General features: G+C 64.9%; 13 protein-coding genes. 8 read left to right on the forward strand and 5 right to left on the reverse strand.

Annotation, left to right across the window (positions count from 1 at the left end; genetic code table 11):
- The first annotated feature begins 23 nt into the window (after positions 1 to 23).
- Positions 24 to 1,412, forward strand: coding sequence for a deoxyribodipyrimidine photo-lyase (locus EDF56_RS00490; RefSeq protein WP_132385710.1), 1,389 nt, complete (start codon positions 24 to 26; stop codon positions 1,410 to 1,412).
- A gap of 40 nt (positions 1,413 to 1,452) precedes the next feature.
- On the forward strand, positions 1,453 to 2,745 hold the full coding sequence (locus EDF56_RS00495) for a cyclopropane-fatty-acyl-phospholipid synthase family protein (RefSeq protein WP_132385711.1): 1,293 nt from the start codon (positions 1,453 to 1,455) through the stop codon (positions 2,743 to 2,745).
- A 76-nt stretch (positions 2,746 to 2,821) separates the two neighbouring features.
- Here the strand turns inward: EDF56_RS00495 and EDF56_RS00500 are convergent, their stop codons facing one another.
- Positions 2,822 to 3,460 (reverse strand): outer membrane beta-barrel protein, encoded by a 639-nt coding sequence (locus EDF56_RS00500; RefSeq protein WP_132384793.1) that lies wholly within the window; start codon positions 3,458 to 3,460, stop codon positions 2,822 to 2,824.
- A 228-nt stretch (positions 3,461 to 3,688) separates the two neighbouring features.
- On the opposite strand from EDF56_RS00500, the gene EDF56_RS00505 reads away from it, so the two are divergent.
- Positions 3,689 to 4,141: a YiiD C-terminal domain-containing protein gene (locus EDF56_RS00505; protein WP_132384794.1), complete on the forward strand. Its 453-nt coding sequence runs from the start codon at positions 3,689 to 3,691 to the stop codon at positions 4,139 to 4,141.
- Between the two features lie 10 nt (positions 4,142 to 4,151).
- Here EDF56_RS00505 and EDF56_RS00510 read toward each other — a convergent pair whose 3' ends face one another.
- From EDF56_RS00510 to purF, 3 genes are all read right to left on the reverse strand, one after another.
- Complete coding sequence (locus tag EDF56_RS00510; RefSeq protein ID WP_132384795.1) at positions 4,152 to 4,490, reverse strand: PilZ domain-containing protein; 339 nt, start codon at positions 4,488 to 4,490, stop codon at positions 4,152 to 4,154.
- Positions 4,491 to 4,577: 87 nt separating this feature from the next.
- A complete protein-coding gene (locus tag EDF56_RS00515; RefSeq protein WP_132385712.1) occupies positions 4,578 to 5,321 on the reverse strand; it encodes an SDR family NAD(P)-dependent oxidoreductase in 744 nt (247 codons plus the stop codon).
- A 14-nt stretch (positions 5,322 to 5,335) separates the two neighbouring features.
- On the reverse strand, positions 5,336 to 6,784 hold the full coding sequence (gene purF, locus EDF56_RS00520) for an amidophosphoribosyltransferase (RefSeq protein ID WP_132384796.1): 1,449 nt from the start codon (positions 6,782 to 6,784) through the stop codon (positions 5,336 to 5,338).
- Positions 6,785 to 7,152: 368 nt separating this feature from the next.
- Between purF and EDF56_RS00525 the strand changes: the two genes are divergently transcribed.
- The 4 genes from EDF56_RS00525 to EDF56_RS00540 all read left to right on the forward strand — a co-directional run bounded on the left by EDF56_RS00525 (position 7,153) and on the right by EDF56_RS00540 (position 9,952).
- On the forward strand, positions 7,153 to 8,394 hold the full coding sequence (locus tag EDF56_RS00525) for a lipoprotein-releasing ABC transporter permease subunit (RefSeq protein ID WP_132384797.1): 1,242 nt from the start codon (positions 7,153 to 7,155) through the stop codon (positions 8,392 to 8,394).
- Positions 8,387 to 9,088, forward strand: a complete 702-nt coding sequence (locus EDF56_RS00530; protein WP_132384798.1) for an ABC transporter ATP-binding protein — start codon at positions 8,387 to 8,389, stop codon at positions 9,086 to 9,088. Before EDF56_RS00525 ends, EDF56_RS00530 begins: the two co-directional genes overlap by 8 nt.
- A 91-nt stretch (positions 9,089 to 9,179) precedes the next feature.
- Entirely contained in the window at positions 9,180 to 9,464 is a 285-nt protein-coding gene (locus EDF56_RS00535; RefSeq protein WP_132384799.1) for a hypothetical protein, read from the forward strand.
- Positions 9,461 to 9,952, forward strand: coding sequence for a glutathione peroxidase (locus EDF56_RS00540; protein ID WP_132384800.1), 492 nt, complete (start codon positions 9,461 to 9,463; stop codon positions 9,950 to 9,952). The genes EDF56_RS00535 and EDF56_RS00540 overlap by 4 nt, the downstream gene beginning before the upstream one ends.
- Before the next feature lie 67 nt (positions 9,953 to 10,019).
- Here the strand turns inward: EDF56_RS00540 and EDF56_RS26560 are convergent, their stop codons facing one another.
- On the reverse strand, positions 10,020 to 10,739 hold the full coding sequence (locus EDF56_RS26560; RefSeq protein WP_132384801.1) for an RcnB family protein: 720 nt from the start codon (positions 10,737 to 10,739) through the stop codon (positions 10,020 to 10,022).
- A gap of 357 nt (positions 10,740 to 11,096) precedes the next feature.
- On the opposite strand from EDF56_RS26560, the gene dnaE reads away from it, so the two are divergent.
- Entirely contained in the window at positions 11,097 to 14,699 is a 3,603-nt protein-coding gene (gene dnaE, locus EDF56_RS00550; RefSeq protein WP_132384802.1) for a DNA polymerase III subunit alpha, read from the forward strand.
- Positions 14,700 to 14,755: the final 56 nt, after the last annotated feature.

Genomic DNA, 14,755 nt, shown 5'->3' on the forward strand with positions numbered 1-14,755 from the left:
TGGCCCATCTGCGTTCCGCTTCCATGAATGTTCCCCGGATCGTCTGGCTGCGGCGCGACCTGCGCCTGTCCGACCAGCCTGCCATTGTCGAGGCTGCGAGCATAGGGGCGGTGATCCCGGTCTATGTCCTCGATGACGAGACGCCGAAGCACCGGTGCATGGGCGGCGCCTCGCGCTGGTGGCTGCACCATTCGCTGGCCAGTCTGGACAAAGCCCTGCGCGCCAAGGGCTCGCGCCTGATCCTGCGCCGGGGCAAGTGCGAGGACGTGCTGGCCGAAGTCGCGCAGGAGACCGGCGCGCGCGAGGTTCACGCGCTGCACCATTATGAGCCGTGGTGGCGCAATGCCGAGAAGGCGGTGGGCAAAGTGCTCGACCTCCATCTCCACCACGGCAACTACCTCGCGCCGCCGGGGGCGGTGCGCAACGGCGCTGGCAATCCCTATCGCATCTACACGCCGTTCTGGCGGGCGCTGAGCGAGCGGATGCCGCCGCACGAACCGTTATCGGCGCCCCGGAAGATCGATGCACCTGACGTCTGGCCGAAATCGGACCGGCTGGAGGACTGGAACCTTCTCCCGGCAAAGCCCGATTGGGCGGGCGGCATGCGCGCGATGTGGGAGCCGGGCGAGCACGGCGCGAAAAAGCGCCTCGATGCTTTCGTGGACGAGGCCGCGCGCTATGAGGCGCAGCGCAACCTGCCATCGGTGGAGGGAACCTCTTTTCTCTCCCCCCATCTGCATTTCGGGGAAATCTCGCCCGGGCAAGTCTGGCACGCGGTGGCGGGGGAGGGCGGCTCGGTGGGCACCTTCCTCGGCGAACTGGGTTGGCGTGACTATGCGCAGAACGTGATCCTCCAGCTTCCCGATTACGGCAGCCGCTCCGCCAAGGAGGACTTCACTTTGCTCGGCTGGCGCGGTGGCAAGGCGGCGGCGGAGGACTTGCGGGCGTGGCAGCGCGGGATGACCGGCTATCCCATCGTCGATGCCGGAATGCGCCAGCTCTGGCATACCGGCTGGATGCACAACCGCGTGCGGATGATCGCCGCCAGCTTCCTCATCAAGCACCTGTTGATCGACTGGCGAGAGGGCGAGCAATGGTTCTGGGACACGCTGGTCGATGCCGACTACGCCTCCAACGCCGTCAACTGGCAGTGGAGCGCGGGATCAGGCGTCGATGCCCAGATGTTCGTGCGAATCATGGCGCCGCTCAGCCAGTCGGAGAAATTCGATGCCGCCGCCTACATCCGCGAATGGGTGCCGGAGCTTGCGGATCTATCCGATACGGAGATTCACGATCCCCCTTCCATGGTCCGTCCCAAGGCCTATCCGGCGAAGATTATCGAGCATCGGGCCGGGCGCGAGCGTGCTCTTGCGGCTTGGCAGAAGGTAAAGGCAAGTGATTTGACGGCATAGGCAATTGCCCGTGAGCGGCTTCGGGTTCATATCCCTATTCATGAACGCGCATCTACCGGGCAGGGGTGAGGAGCTGGTCGAAGGCGGCCGCGCTATCGGCGTGGGGCCGCAGTGGCTGGCACGGTTGTGGTCGGGCGGCATCGCCCGGATACTCGACCGGATCGACGCGGGGCTTGTCCGCGGCTCGATCGAGGCGACGCTGCCCTCGGGCGAGACGCGTCTGCTGGGCGGGCGAGAGCCGGGCTTCGGCGCGGTGGTGGAGCTGAAGAGCTGGCGCGCCCTGCTGCGATTGGCGACGGCGGGCTCGGTCGGCTGGTATCAGGCCTGGGAAGCCGGCGAGTGGGACAGCCCGGACCCGGTGCCGCTGTTCGCGCTGTTCATGGACAATGCCCTCAGCCTTGGCGGGGCCGCGCGGGCGCGCGGGCCGTGGCGGCTGGCGGGGCGCTTCGTCCACTGGCTGCGCCGCAACAGCCGCTCTGGATCACAGCGCAATATCCATGCGCACTACGACCTCGGCAATGACTTCTACAGCGCCTGGCTGGGCGAGACGATGCTCTATTCAAGCGCGATCTTCGCCCGCCCCGGCAGTGGCCCCAATGCGCTGAGCCAGTTCGTCACCCCGCTCGATGCGGCGCAGTCCAACAAGATCGTCACCATCGCGCGGCGACTTGGGCTCCAGCCCGGCGGCAGCGTGCTGGAGATCGGCTGCGGCTGGGGCACCATGGCGGCGTTCCTGGCGGAGTGCGAGCAAGTCTCGGTCGACGCGATCAGCCTCTCGGACGAGCAGCTGGCCTACGCGCGTGAGCGCTGGCAGTCGACGGTCGGCTCGGTCGATTTCCGCAAGCAGGACTATCGCGACGTATCCGGCCAATACGATGCCATCGTCTCGATCGAGATGGTGGAGGCGGTGGGGCGTGGCTACTGGCCCGAATTCCTCGACTGCGTGGCCCGCAACCTCAAGCCCGGCGGGCGCGCGGCGATCCAGTACATCATGATCGACGAGCGGATTTTCGAGAACTACGCGCGCAGCGCCGATTTCATCCAGACGTTCATTTTCCCCGGCGGCATGCTGGTGAACGAACCGGAATTCCGCAGCCTTGCCGCCGAGCGCGGGCTTGCGTGGGAAGATCGCACCGGCTTCGGCGCGGACTATGCCCGCACCTTGCGCATGTGGCGCGAGAACTTCGACACGGCGGTTGAGGAAGGGCGGCTTCCCGCCGGTTTCGATGAGCGCTTCATTCGTCTCTGGCGCTTCTACCTGATGTACTGCGAAGGCGGTTTTCTGGGGGGCGGCATCGACGTGGCGCAAGTGACGCTCGTCAAGCAGGGCTGAGCGTCTGCTATAAAAATGCGAAAGGGCGGCGGAGAGGATCCGCCTCTCCGCCGCCCTTCCGACAAGTGCTGATCGGTTAGCGGAAGCGAACGCCCACGCCGCCCATGATCCGCTGACGCGCTGTATGATCGTCATATTGCGAATAGACGTACTGCGCGTTGAGGTAGACCGGCATACGCCCTTGCGTGAGGGTATATTCCACGCCGCCGCCAAGCTGGTAGCCGCCGGTATTGAAGTGATCGCGAACAAGCTGGGTGCCGAAGGAATCGTCGATCCGGCGGCGCTGTTCATTGTTCACGTAGCCGCCCTTGGCGAACACGAGCAATTGCGGCGTCACGAGATAGCCGGCCCGCACCGCCGCGCCCCATTCCTCGAACGACTTGTGGCAGATGTTGTTGGTATCGGGGAGAACCTGGCAATTCTCGGCCGAACTGCTTGATTGCCAGTAGCTGCCTTCAGCGCCGATCACGATCCGGTCGCCGATCATGCCGTCAAAGCCGACCGTACCGCCATAGCCGAAATTGTCGTTATGAATGCCTTGCGACTGGAAACGGTCGCCGCCGAAGTTGCCTTCAACGCGCAGGCCCCGGAATGAGGTGCCGTTGGTGGAAGGTGCCGAAGTGTCTGAAGTGGTGGTGGAATCCTGCGCCGCAGCAGGTTGCCATGCAATGCCTGCTGCCAGGGCGGCGGCCAGTGAGAGGGACTTGATGGTCATTGCCTCATCCTTTGATGCTCGTCAGTTGCCCAAGACCCAACAGAACAGGACCATGCTTGGTTGCCCTGGAACTGGTAGTTTTCCGGAAAAGGCGAAGAACTGTGACGTAAGTGCAACGGTTCGGCGGCGCGCGAATCGGGTCGCAAAGGCGCGGTTCGGCACGTCCGGGCTGTGATCGCACCGACGGCCATGGCATTCATGGTCAGAGGCAATTCTGGTGGAATATTAATGACTAATATGACGGATCTGGAACGCTATCTGCACCGGCAAATTCCCCTGTCGGCGGCCATGCAGGTCTCCGTTCTTGAGGCGACGGGGCGCTCCGTCACGCTGGGCGCGCCGCTGGAACCGAACATAAATCACAAGAGCACGATTTTTGGTGGCAGCGCCTCGGCGGTCGCGATTCTGGCGGCATGGGCGCTGCTGCATGTTCGGCTTCTGGAGGAGGGGCTGGCCTCAGAGATCGTGATCCAGTCCAATCGGATGGATTATGATCGCCCCATCGGCGGCGCGTTCACCGCGACGTCGTCGCTGGCGGATCCTGATGCATGGCCGCAGTTCGTGAACACGCTGACGCGCCGGAAGCGCGCACGTGTGGAAGTTCAGTCGGTGCTGACGTTTGAAGATGCCATTGCCGGCCGACTGAGCGGCCGGTTCGTGGCGTTCCTGCGAGAAACGTAGACTCTAAGCCTCAGCCGCCCGCGCCGCTCCAGCGGGTGAGGATCGTCTCCAGGATGATCGGGCTCAGCAGTTGCTCGAAGGAGCAGCCGACAAGCCCGTCCTGCCACCAGACCACGCGGCCGGGCAGCGCTTCCATGCCGGGCAGGGTCAGCCAGCAATAAGTGCCGGGCTGAATGCGGCTGATCGCGGTGGCCGAAAAGCCCGAGAGCGAGAGGTCGCGCACCGCCGTCTGGTAGCCCTTGGTACCGGACGCGCGGAAACCGGCGGGGATGGAAATGCGGATGCGCGGTGCGCTGCGGTCTTCCTGTGCCGCCAGTTCGTAGCGCTGCGGAGGCTGCGTCTTGATCATCGTGCCGGTAACCTGCTTCCCGTGTTGGACGGCGCGGGGATCGTGCGCCGTCCGGATGGATGATCGCCGATTGAGGTTACCGCGAGGTTACGCTGATTGGTTAATGGATTCGCGGTGTCCGCTCGGGAACTGTTCACCAAGCAGCGCGACAAGCCGTTCGGCAACCGCTTCGGGCGGCTTGACCGAGGCGGGCGCTTCGCCCGGATAGGCGCGGGCGCGCATGGCGGTGCGGGTGGCGCCGGGATTGACCACGGCAACGCGCACTTTCGAGGTGTTGCGCGTTTCCTCGGCATAGCATTCCAGCAGCACGTCGCCGGCGGCCTTGGTGGCGGCATAGGCGCCCCAGAAAGCGCGGGGCTTGGTGGCCACGCCGGAGGACATGCCGATCACGCGGGCGTCCTCGCTCTTGCGCAACAGCGGATCGAAATTGGCGATCAGCGCCTGTGTGGCCAGCACATTGGTGGTGAGCGCCTTGTTGAAGGCGCGCTGGTCGATATCGGCCACGCTGGTCAGCTCGGGCAGGATGGCCGCATTGACGATCAGGATGTCCAGCTTGCCCCAGCGCTGCGAGACGGCGGTGGCGAGGCGGGCGATGCCGTCCGGCTCGACCAGATCGACCGGCGCGATGGTGGCCGCGCCGCCCGACTGGTAGATCTGGTCCTCGATCGCTTCGAGCGCCTTGGTATCGCGCCCGGTCAGCAGTACGTGCGCGCCCGCCGCGGCGAGCGCGATCGCGGTCGCCGCGCCGATGCCACGGCTGGAGCCGGTGACAAGCGCGACCTGCCCGTCGAAGGGCTTGGTCGCGCTCTGGTCGACGACCTGCTCGCTCACGCCGGTCTGCTCGCTCACGCGGCGGTCAGCTCAGTGGCGAAACGCTCGGCGAAGTCGGTCAGCTTGGTGGGATATTCGCCCGAGAAGCAGGCGTCGCAGAACTGCGGGCGCTTCTTGTTGCGCTTTTCCTCGCCGACCGCGCGGTAAAGACCGTCGATCGAGACGAAGGCCAGGCTGTCGGCCTTGATGAAGTCCGCCATGGCCTGGATGTCCATGTTGGCGGCCAGCAGCTTGGAACGCTCCGGCGTGTCGACGCCGTAGAAGCACGAATGCTCGGTCGGCGGGCTGGCGATGCGCATGTGCACTTCGGCAGCGCCGGCATCGCGCATCATCTCGACGATCTTGAGCGAGGTGGTCCCGCGCACGATCGAATCGTCGATCAGGATGATGCGCTTGCCTTCGACGATGGCGCGGTTGGCATTGTGCTTGCGCTTCACGTCGGCATGGCGCGCCGCGTCACCCGGCTGGATGAAGGTGCGGCCCACGTAGTGCGAGCGGATGATGCCCAATTCGAAGGGAATGCCCGATTCCTGCGCATAGCCGATGGCGGCCGGCACGCCGCTGTCGGGCACCGGGATCACGACGTCGGCAGCCGCGGGGGCTTCCTTGGCCAGTTCCATGCCGATCTGCTTGCGCACCTGATAGACCGAGCGGCCGTCCATCACCGAATCGGGTCGGCTGAAGTAGACGTGCTCGAAGATGCAGGGGCGCGGGGCCGGATTGCCGAACGGGCGATGGCTGGAGATGGTGCCCTTGTGGTCCACCTGCACGAGTTCGCCCGGCTCGATCGAGCGGATGAACTCGGCGCCGATCACGTCGAAAGCGACGGTTTCGGACGCGAACACGGTGGCATCGCCGATGCGGCCCATGACCAGCGGGCGAATGCCCAGCGGATCGCGGCAGGCGATCATGCCCTCTGCGGTCATGCAGATCAGCGAGTAGGCGCCTTCCACCATGCGCAGCGCGTCGACGAAGCGGTCGAGCAGGGTGGGATAGCGGCTGGTCGCGACGAGGTGGATGATCACCTCGGTATCGGAGGTCGACTGGAAGATCGAACCCTTCGACACGAGATCGCGCTTCAGCGTCATCGCGTTGGAAATATTGCCGTTATGCGCGATCGAGAAACCGCCGGCGGCAAGATCCGCGAAGAGCGGCTGCACGTTGCGCAGGCCGGAACCGCCGGTCGTCGCATAGCGCACATGGCCGGAAGCCATGGTGCCGGGCAGGGTGTCCAGCTCGCGCTGCGAGAAGACCTGCGCGACATGGCCAAGGCCACGGTACGAGTGGAACTCGGAGCCCGAGAAGCTGGTGATGCCCACCGCCTCCTGGCCACGATGCTGGAGCGAGTGAAGCCCGGCAGCGGCGATATTAGCCGCTTCGCGAGCGCCGATTACGCCGAAGATGCCGCACTCTTCGCGCAGCTTGTCCCCGTCGGCGTCACGAAAGGGGTGTGTGATGTTCATGAGTTGTTTCCGGCCCAGGGCGCGTCAAAATCTGCCGCGCATTTGGAGCGGTTCGGTCGTAAATGCAAGGGGAGAAGGTCGCCGGACGCTCACTTGGCGCCAAGGAGCGCGGACAGCCGGGGCTCAGCATGCCGATTGCGCCGCCAAGATGACCATCTGATGACGGCGGTTCACGCGGCAGGTGCGATGGTGAGAGCGGTAACCTGAAGGATCGGCGGCGAATCGCAAGCGGCCTGACAGGTCAAACGCTTCACGCATTGTTCAGCCTTGGAAATCCAGTCGTACAGGGCATGCGGCGGCACATGCTTGCCAGCCCCGCCGCATGCCCTTAATGCCGCCATATCCTCCGATCACAGACGGACCGTCGCTTGATCCTGTCCCCCTTCGAATGGACCATCGCAAAGCGCTACATGCTGCCCGGCAAGGGCGAGCGCTTTATCGCACTGGTCGCCGGCATCAGCCTCTTCGCCGTCATGCTCGGCGTCGCGGCGCTGGTCATCGTCATGAGTGTCATGAACGGCTTTCGCGCCGAACTGTTCGACAAGATCGTCGGGCTCAACGGCCATGCCATCATCCAGGCCTATGGCGGCCGGCTCGATAACTGGCAGGACGTTCTCAAGGACGTCAAGGGTACGCCAGGTGTCGTTCGGGCCTCTCCGCTGATCGAGCAGCCGCTGATGACCACGTTCAACGGACGTGTCGAAGGCGTGTCGGTGCGCGGCAACACCGCGGAAGACATCGCCCGGTTGCATGACAAGCTGAAAAGCGGCGATCTCGCCACGCTGGTCCCCGGCAGCAACACCGTCGCGATCGGGTCGGAACTGGCGAAAAACCTGGGCGCGCAAGTGGGCGATACGATCACGCTGATCAACCCGCTGGGGCGCTCCACGCCGTTCGGCACGGTGCCCCGGCAGGTGGCCTACCGGGTGGGCGCGATCTTCGAGATCGGCGTCTACGACTATGACAACATGTTCGTCATCATGCCGATGCAGGACGCGCAGACGCTGCTGCTGACGGGCGATACCGTGGCCATGATCGAGGTGACCACCAACAATCCCGATCAGGTGGGCCGCATCCTCGCCCCGGTCGAGCGCAAGCTGGCCGGCCGTGCGGTGGTGACCGACTGGAAGACCCTCAATGCCTCGCTGTTCGAGGCGCTGGCGGTGGAACGCGTGGCGATGTTCGTCGTGCTTTCGATCATCGTGCTGGTGGCGGTGTTCAACATCCTGTCCTCGCTGATCATGCTGGTGCGCGCCAAGACGCGCGACATCGCGATCCTGCGCACGATGGGGGCGACGCGGCGGTCGCTGCTCAAGGTCTTCGTGACCACGGGCTTCTGCATCGGCGCGATGGGGACGTTGGCCGGGCTGATCCTGGGCTTCATCTTCCTCTATTTCCGCCAGCCCATCGTTCATGCGGTGGAGATCATGACGGGCCAGAATCTCTGGGACCCCTCGATCCGCTTCCTGACCGAATTGCCTGCCCGCTCGGACCCCGTCGAAATCGCGGTGATCTGCGTCATGGCCCTGATTTTCAGTTTCCTCGCCACGCTCTACCCGGCCTACAAGGCGGCGAGCACCGATCCTGTGCAGGTGCTGCGTTATGAGTGAGTTCGACACCACCACTGCCGCCCCGACTGCTGTCGTCCGCCTCGAAAGGCTGACCCGCAGCTTCGAGCAGGGCGGCGTCACCATCGACGTGCTGCGCGGCGTCGACCTGACCGTGCGGCCGGGCGAGATTGTGGCGCTGCTGGGGCCTTCGGGCTCGGGCAAGTCGACCATGCTCCAGGCCATCGGCCTGCTCGAAGGCGGCTTCGGCGGCCGGATCGAGATTGCCGGGATCGATGCCTCGAAACTGGGCAAGGACCGCCGCGCGGCGGTGCGCCGCGATCACATCGGCTTCGTCTACCAGTTCCACCACCTGCTGCCCGACTTCAACGCGATCGAGAACGTCGTGCTGCCCCAGCTCATTGCCGGCAAGAGCCGCGAGGATTGCGAGCAGCGCGCGACCGAACTGCTCAGCGCGCTGGGACTGGGCCAACGCCTTGAGCACCGGCCGAGCAAGCTCTCGGGCGGCGAGCAGCAGCGCGTCGCCGTGGCCCGCGCGCTCGCCAACAAGCCGCGGCTGGTGTTGGCGGACGAGCCCACCGGCAACCTTGACGAGGCGACTGCCGACAAGGTCTTCGCGCAGTTCCTGGAACTCGTGCGCGGGCAGGGCAGCGCCGCGCTGGTCGCCACGCACAACGAGCGACTGGCGGCGATGATGGACCGCGTGGTCCGGCTTCACGAAGGCGTGCTGAGATGACGCAACAGGGGTGATGGAACCCCGTTGAATTCAGTGATTTCACATACCAGATACGATAGAACGAAAAGTACTAAACAAGGGACTGCACAATATGAGCGACATTCCGTCCACCATTCGGGCCGAAAGCTCCGGGCCGGAACGCTTCCACTGGGAAGATTCGGCGGAATTGCACAAGTGCGCGGACGGCGGCGGCCTGTTCCACAACCTCAAGGTGATCCGTCGCGGCACCGTGGTTGCCCTGATCAATTTCGTGATGAGCCTGCCTGAGAACGAACAGGACGATTACGCCATCCAGAAGGACGGCGATCGCACGTTCCGCATCGGCGAGATCCGCGCTCTTTCCCGCCGCGCCGACTTCCCCAGCAAAGACGCGTGAGTTCGGACCCGCGCACGATCGCTGATTTCACGGCGAACCTGCCCAATGGCGAGATCGCAAGTCTCGCCGACCGGGCGGGCAAAGTGCTGCTCGTCGTCAACACGGCGAGCAAGTGCGGGTTCACGCCGCAGTACAAGGGGCTGGAGGAACTCTGGCGCAAGTACGGCGAGCGCGGTTTCGAAGTGATCGCCTTTCCCTGCAACCAGTTCGGCAAGCAGGAGCCGGGCTCGGCCGATGAGATCGCCAGCTTTTGCGAGGTGAATTTCGGCCTCTCGTTCCCGCTGATGGGCAAGGTTGAGGTCAATGGCGACGATGCGCCGCCGCTTTGGCAATGGCTGAAGGCGGAGGCGCCGGGTCTGCTCGGCAGCAAGTCGATCAAGTGGAACTTCACCAAGTTCCTGCTCGATCGGGATGGCAAGGTGGTCCGCCGCTACGCGCCCACCGACAAGCCGGAATCGCTCGAAAAGGATATCGAGGCGCTGCTCTAGCGGCCATCCTCAGGGCCGGCTTAAGAAAACGGGGAATGCGCTTTGGTGCATTCCCCGTTTTCGTTTCTCAATAATAGAACGCGCTGTAGATCACGTCGACCACCATGCGGGTGCGGCGATCGACCAGCAGCAGGTCAGGCCCATAACGCACCCAGTAGTAGCCCGGAGGCGGCGGGCCGACCCCCATCATCGCATAGTCCTGGAACAGGTATGGCGCCGACAGGAACAGCGACGGCAGGATCATGTGCGTCTGCCAGCGCCGATAGGAATAGCCGTGCGGGTAGCGGTACGGCGGCGCGTGCATCGGGCGGAACGTGCTCGGCCGTCCGGATCCGGGGCGGTGGGGTTGGGTGACGACCGGCGGCCGGTAATTGTTCGAGGGCGGCCGGTAGTTGTTCGACGGTGGGCGATAATTGTTCGAGGGCGGACGCTGGTTCCCGGAGGGCGGTCGCGGATTGCCGGGCTGCGGCGGACGGTTCCCGCCTTGCTGCGGAGGCTGGGGATGGGGGCGATTGGCGTTCCCGCTACCTCCGCCGGGGCGTGGGGGCTGCGGTTGGGGTTGTGGATGCGGCTGAGGTTGCGGGCGAGCAGCGTTGCCGCCGCCGCTCGGTGGACGACCCGGATTGCCCGGATTGCCCGGCGGGTGACCGGGGTTCCCGCCCGGGGGGCGTGCTCCCTGCGGCGGCCCTCCGGGATGGCCCTGCTGTGCAGAGGCGGCGAATTCGCCGGGAAGCAGCGCGTCTGGCGCAAGCAGCAGGGGGATGAGGGCGAGGTAGGCGTACTTCATTCAGGGTCTCCCAGTACGGCCATTCATGGAACGACAGGGCAACGGACGATGGAGCATTGAACCATAGGCATGGCGCCCATTTTGCGCCGTCCCGGACTCTATCGAGACTTGTCTGAATATTTGCGGAAAGCCCGATGCGGGCTAGGGAATTTCAGGCAAATCGGAATCGATGACGTCTCGCCGACGATGCGCCTGTTTTCGCGCGCTTTCAAGGCTCTGCGTCCTCGTCGGAAGCCGGGCCGCATGCCGGTGCGGCCAGCTTTGCGTTTCATTTCCCGGCGGAGGTAAGTGGCCTATCCCCCGGCTTATCCCCAGCGCCGCCTTGATCGCATGGGGTGGCAATGCCTAAATTCGGGGATGGCCCATGCACCTTTCGTCCCCCTGCGCATCTTTTCGAGCTTTACGATGCTGGACGGGGCGATCGATCCCAAGGCCGCCGCCAAGCTGGCCAAGGAGCGCAAGTTCCCGGCCGCGGCAATCTGCGACCGCAATGGCCTCTATGGCGCGCCCGCTTTTGCGCAAGCCTGCAAGGGAGCAGGCGTGCAGCCCATCGTCGGCACTTTCCTTGCGGTCGTCCGCCCCGGCGCAGTGTCGCAAGGGCAGGAGCGGCCGATCGACTGGCTGGCGCTTTTTGCGCAGAGCGAGGTGGGTTGGCTCAACTTGTGCGATCTCGTCAGCCGCGCACACCTTGACCGGCCGCTGGAGATGGACGCCCATGTCGAACTGGAGAGCCTACGCGGTCACACCGATGGCCTGATCTGCCTGACCGGCGGGGCCGAAGGCGCGCTTGCGCGGCTCTACGCGGCGGGCAAGATCGAGGCGGCCGAGAGCTATTGCGATACGCTGCAATCCCTGTTCGGGGACCGTCTCTACATCGAGATCACCCGCACCGGCGAAGCGGTGGAGGATGAGAGCGAGGAAGACCTCATCGCGCTCGCCTACGCCCGCGATATCCCGCTCGTCGGCAGCAATCCCGCGCAATATGCAGAGGCCAAGTTCCACCCCGCGCATGACGCCATGCTCTGCATCGCCAATTCGACGCAGGTGGATGCGCCGGAACGCCCGCGTTCGTCGTCCGAGCGCTGGGTCAAGCCGATCGAGACGATGCAGGAGCTGTTCGCAGACCTGCCCGAGGCTCTGGCCAACACGCTCGTCGTCGCACAGCGCTGCGCGTATATGCCGCCGCGCCGCAAGCCGCTGCTGCCCAGCCTTGCCGGTGACCTTGAGGGCGAGGCGCGGATGCTGGCGGACAATTCCCGCGCCGGCCTTGCCATGCGTCTGGCGCCCTATTGGCCGGAGGTGACCGAGGCCGAGCTGGATGCCGCCATGGCCCTTCAAGGCGAAGAGCGCGAGGCGGCCTACAAGGAACTGGCCGAACGCGGCGTTACCGAGGACTTCCTCGACTATGCCAAGCGCCTCGATTTCGAGGTGCAGATCATCGTCGGCATGGGCTTCCCCGGCTACTTCCTGATCGTTGCCGACTTCATCAAGTGGGCCAAGGACAACGACATTCCCGTGGGTCCGGGCCGTGGTTCGGGTGCAGGCTCGCTGGTGGCTTGGGCGCTCACCGTCACCGACCTTGACCCGCTGAAGCTGGGCCTGCTGTTCGAACGCTTCCTGAACCCGGAACGCGTCTCGATGCCGGACTTCGACATCGACTTCTGCGAAACCCGCCGCGGCGAGGTGATCCGCTACGTCCAGCGCAAGTACGGGCACGATCACGTCGCCCAGATCATCACCTTCGGCAAGATGAAGGCCCGCGCGGTGCTGCGCGATTGCGGGCGTATTCTCCAGATGGGCTATGGCCGCGTCGACGGCCTCTGCAAGATGGTGCCCAACCATCCGACCGACCCCTGGACGCTCACCGAGGCGCTGCATGGCCGCAAGCAGCACGGTGTGACCAAGGATCCGCCGGTGGCCGAATTCCGCCGCGAATACGATCTGGACCACGAGGTGAAGCGCCTTGTGGACCTTGCCGTGCAGCTGGAAGGCCTGCCGCGCAACTCGTCCACCCACGCGGCGGGCGTGGTCATCGGCGACCGTCCGCTGGCGCAGCTGGTGCCGCTCTACCGCGATCCGCGTTCGGACATGCCGGTGACGCAGTTCGACATGAAGTCGGTGGAAGACACCGGCCTCGTGAAGTTCGACTTCCTCGGCCTGAAGACGCTGTCGGTGCTGAAGAAGGCCTGCGACCTGCTGGAGCGGCGCAGCATCTCGATCAACCTCTCGACCCTCGCGTGGGACGATGCGGCGGTCTACGAACTGCTGAAGCGCGGCGATACCGTGGGCGTGTTCCAGCTGGAATCGGAAGGCATGCGCCGCACGCTCGCGGCCGTGAAGCCGACCAATTTCGGCGACATCATCGCGCTCGTCTCGCTCTATCGTCCGGGTCCGATGGACAACATTCCGCTGTTCGGCAGGCGCAAGAACGGGCTGGAATCGATCGAATATCCGCACGACAAACTCTCGGGCATCCTGGGTGAGACCTACGGGATCTTCGTCTATCAGGAACAGGTCATGCAGGCCGCGCAGATCCTGGCGGGCTACTCGCTGGGTGACGCTGACCTTCTGCGCCGCGCCATGGGCAAGAAAGTCCAGGCGGAAATGGACAAGCAGCGCCAGCGCTTCGTCGATGGCTGCAAGGAAGTGTCGAACATCGATGCCGCGAAGGCCAACGAACTGTTCGACTTGATCGACAAGTTCGCGGGTTACGGCTTCAACAAGTCGCACGCCGCCGCCTACGCGCTGCTCGCCTACCACACCGCGTGGTTCAAGGCGCATTATCCGCATGAATTCTACGCCGCATCGATGTGCTTCGATATGCACCAGTCGGAAAAGCTGGCGATCTTCGTGGACGACGCGCGCCGCAACGGCATCGAACTGGCCCCGCCGGACATCAACATGTCCGAAGCCGAGTTCTGCGTGGAAGAAACGCCGGACAGCCACGCCGTGCGCTATGCCCTCGCGGGTATCCGCAACGTCGGCGAAAAGGCGATGGACGCGCTCGTCGCCGAGCGAGAGGCGAACGGCAAATTTGTCAGTCTAGACGACGTGTTCCGCCGCGCCCCGGCCGGATCGATGAACCGCCGTCAGTTGGAAAGCCTTGCCGCAGCGGGCGGTTTCGACGGGCTGGAGCCGAACCGAGCCAAAGTCCTGGCCAATGCCGATACGCTGCTGGCCGAGGCGGATCGATCCTCGCGTGAGCGCAATTCGACCCAGCACGGCTTGTTCGGCGGCGACGATCATGTCGAACAGGGCCTGCGCCTTGTCGACGCCGAGCCGTGGAGCCGCATGGACCAGATGGCGAAGGAGCGCGAGAACTTCGGCTTCTACTTCGCCGCCCATCCGGTGGAGCAGTATCGCGCGGTCGCTTCGGCCAATGGCGCGCGAACCCATGCCAGCCTGATGACCAGCGGCGCTGGGGCAGGGCGCACCGGTGCGGTCATGGCGGCGATGGTCGAGAACGTGCAGAAGCGGAAGACCAAGCGCGGCAAGGACTTCGTCATGGCCGATTTCTCGGACCAGTCGGGCAACTTCTCGGCCTCGTGCTTCGAGGAGAGCATGGTCGAGAACTTCGTGAAGTGGGCCAAGGAAGGCACCTGCGTCCTGCTCAATGTCGAACTCGATTCGCCCAGTGCGGACGAACCGCCGCGCGTCACCGTGCGCGCCGCGCGGCCGCTTGCGGAAGTGAAGGCGGACGCCCGCATGTTGCTCTCGCTCGATATCGACCGGATCGAGGCCGTGCAGGAACTGGCGATGCTGATGCGCCCGGGCCCGGCGGGTTGCGGCGAGGTGATGGCGACGTTGCACCTTGGCGGTGGGCGGACCCAGAAACTCCGCCTCGGCCGTGACTTCGCGCTGGATGGCGACTTTGCCGAGCAACTGGCGAGTGTGGCGGGGCTCTCCAACATCTCGCTGATAGCGCGTCGCGGGCCCGAAGGACTGCGCCGGGCTGCTTGAATGAATCTCGAAATGGGACGGTGAAGGCGGGTGTTTGCGATGGACCGAACGGTCCC

This window comes from Novosphingobium sp. PhB165 (assembly GCF_004341845.1).
In the GTDB taxonomy this organism is placed as follows: domain Bacteria; phylum Pseudomonadota; class Alphaproteobacteria; order Sphingomonadales; family Sphingomonadaceae; genus Novosphingobium.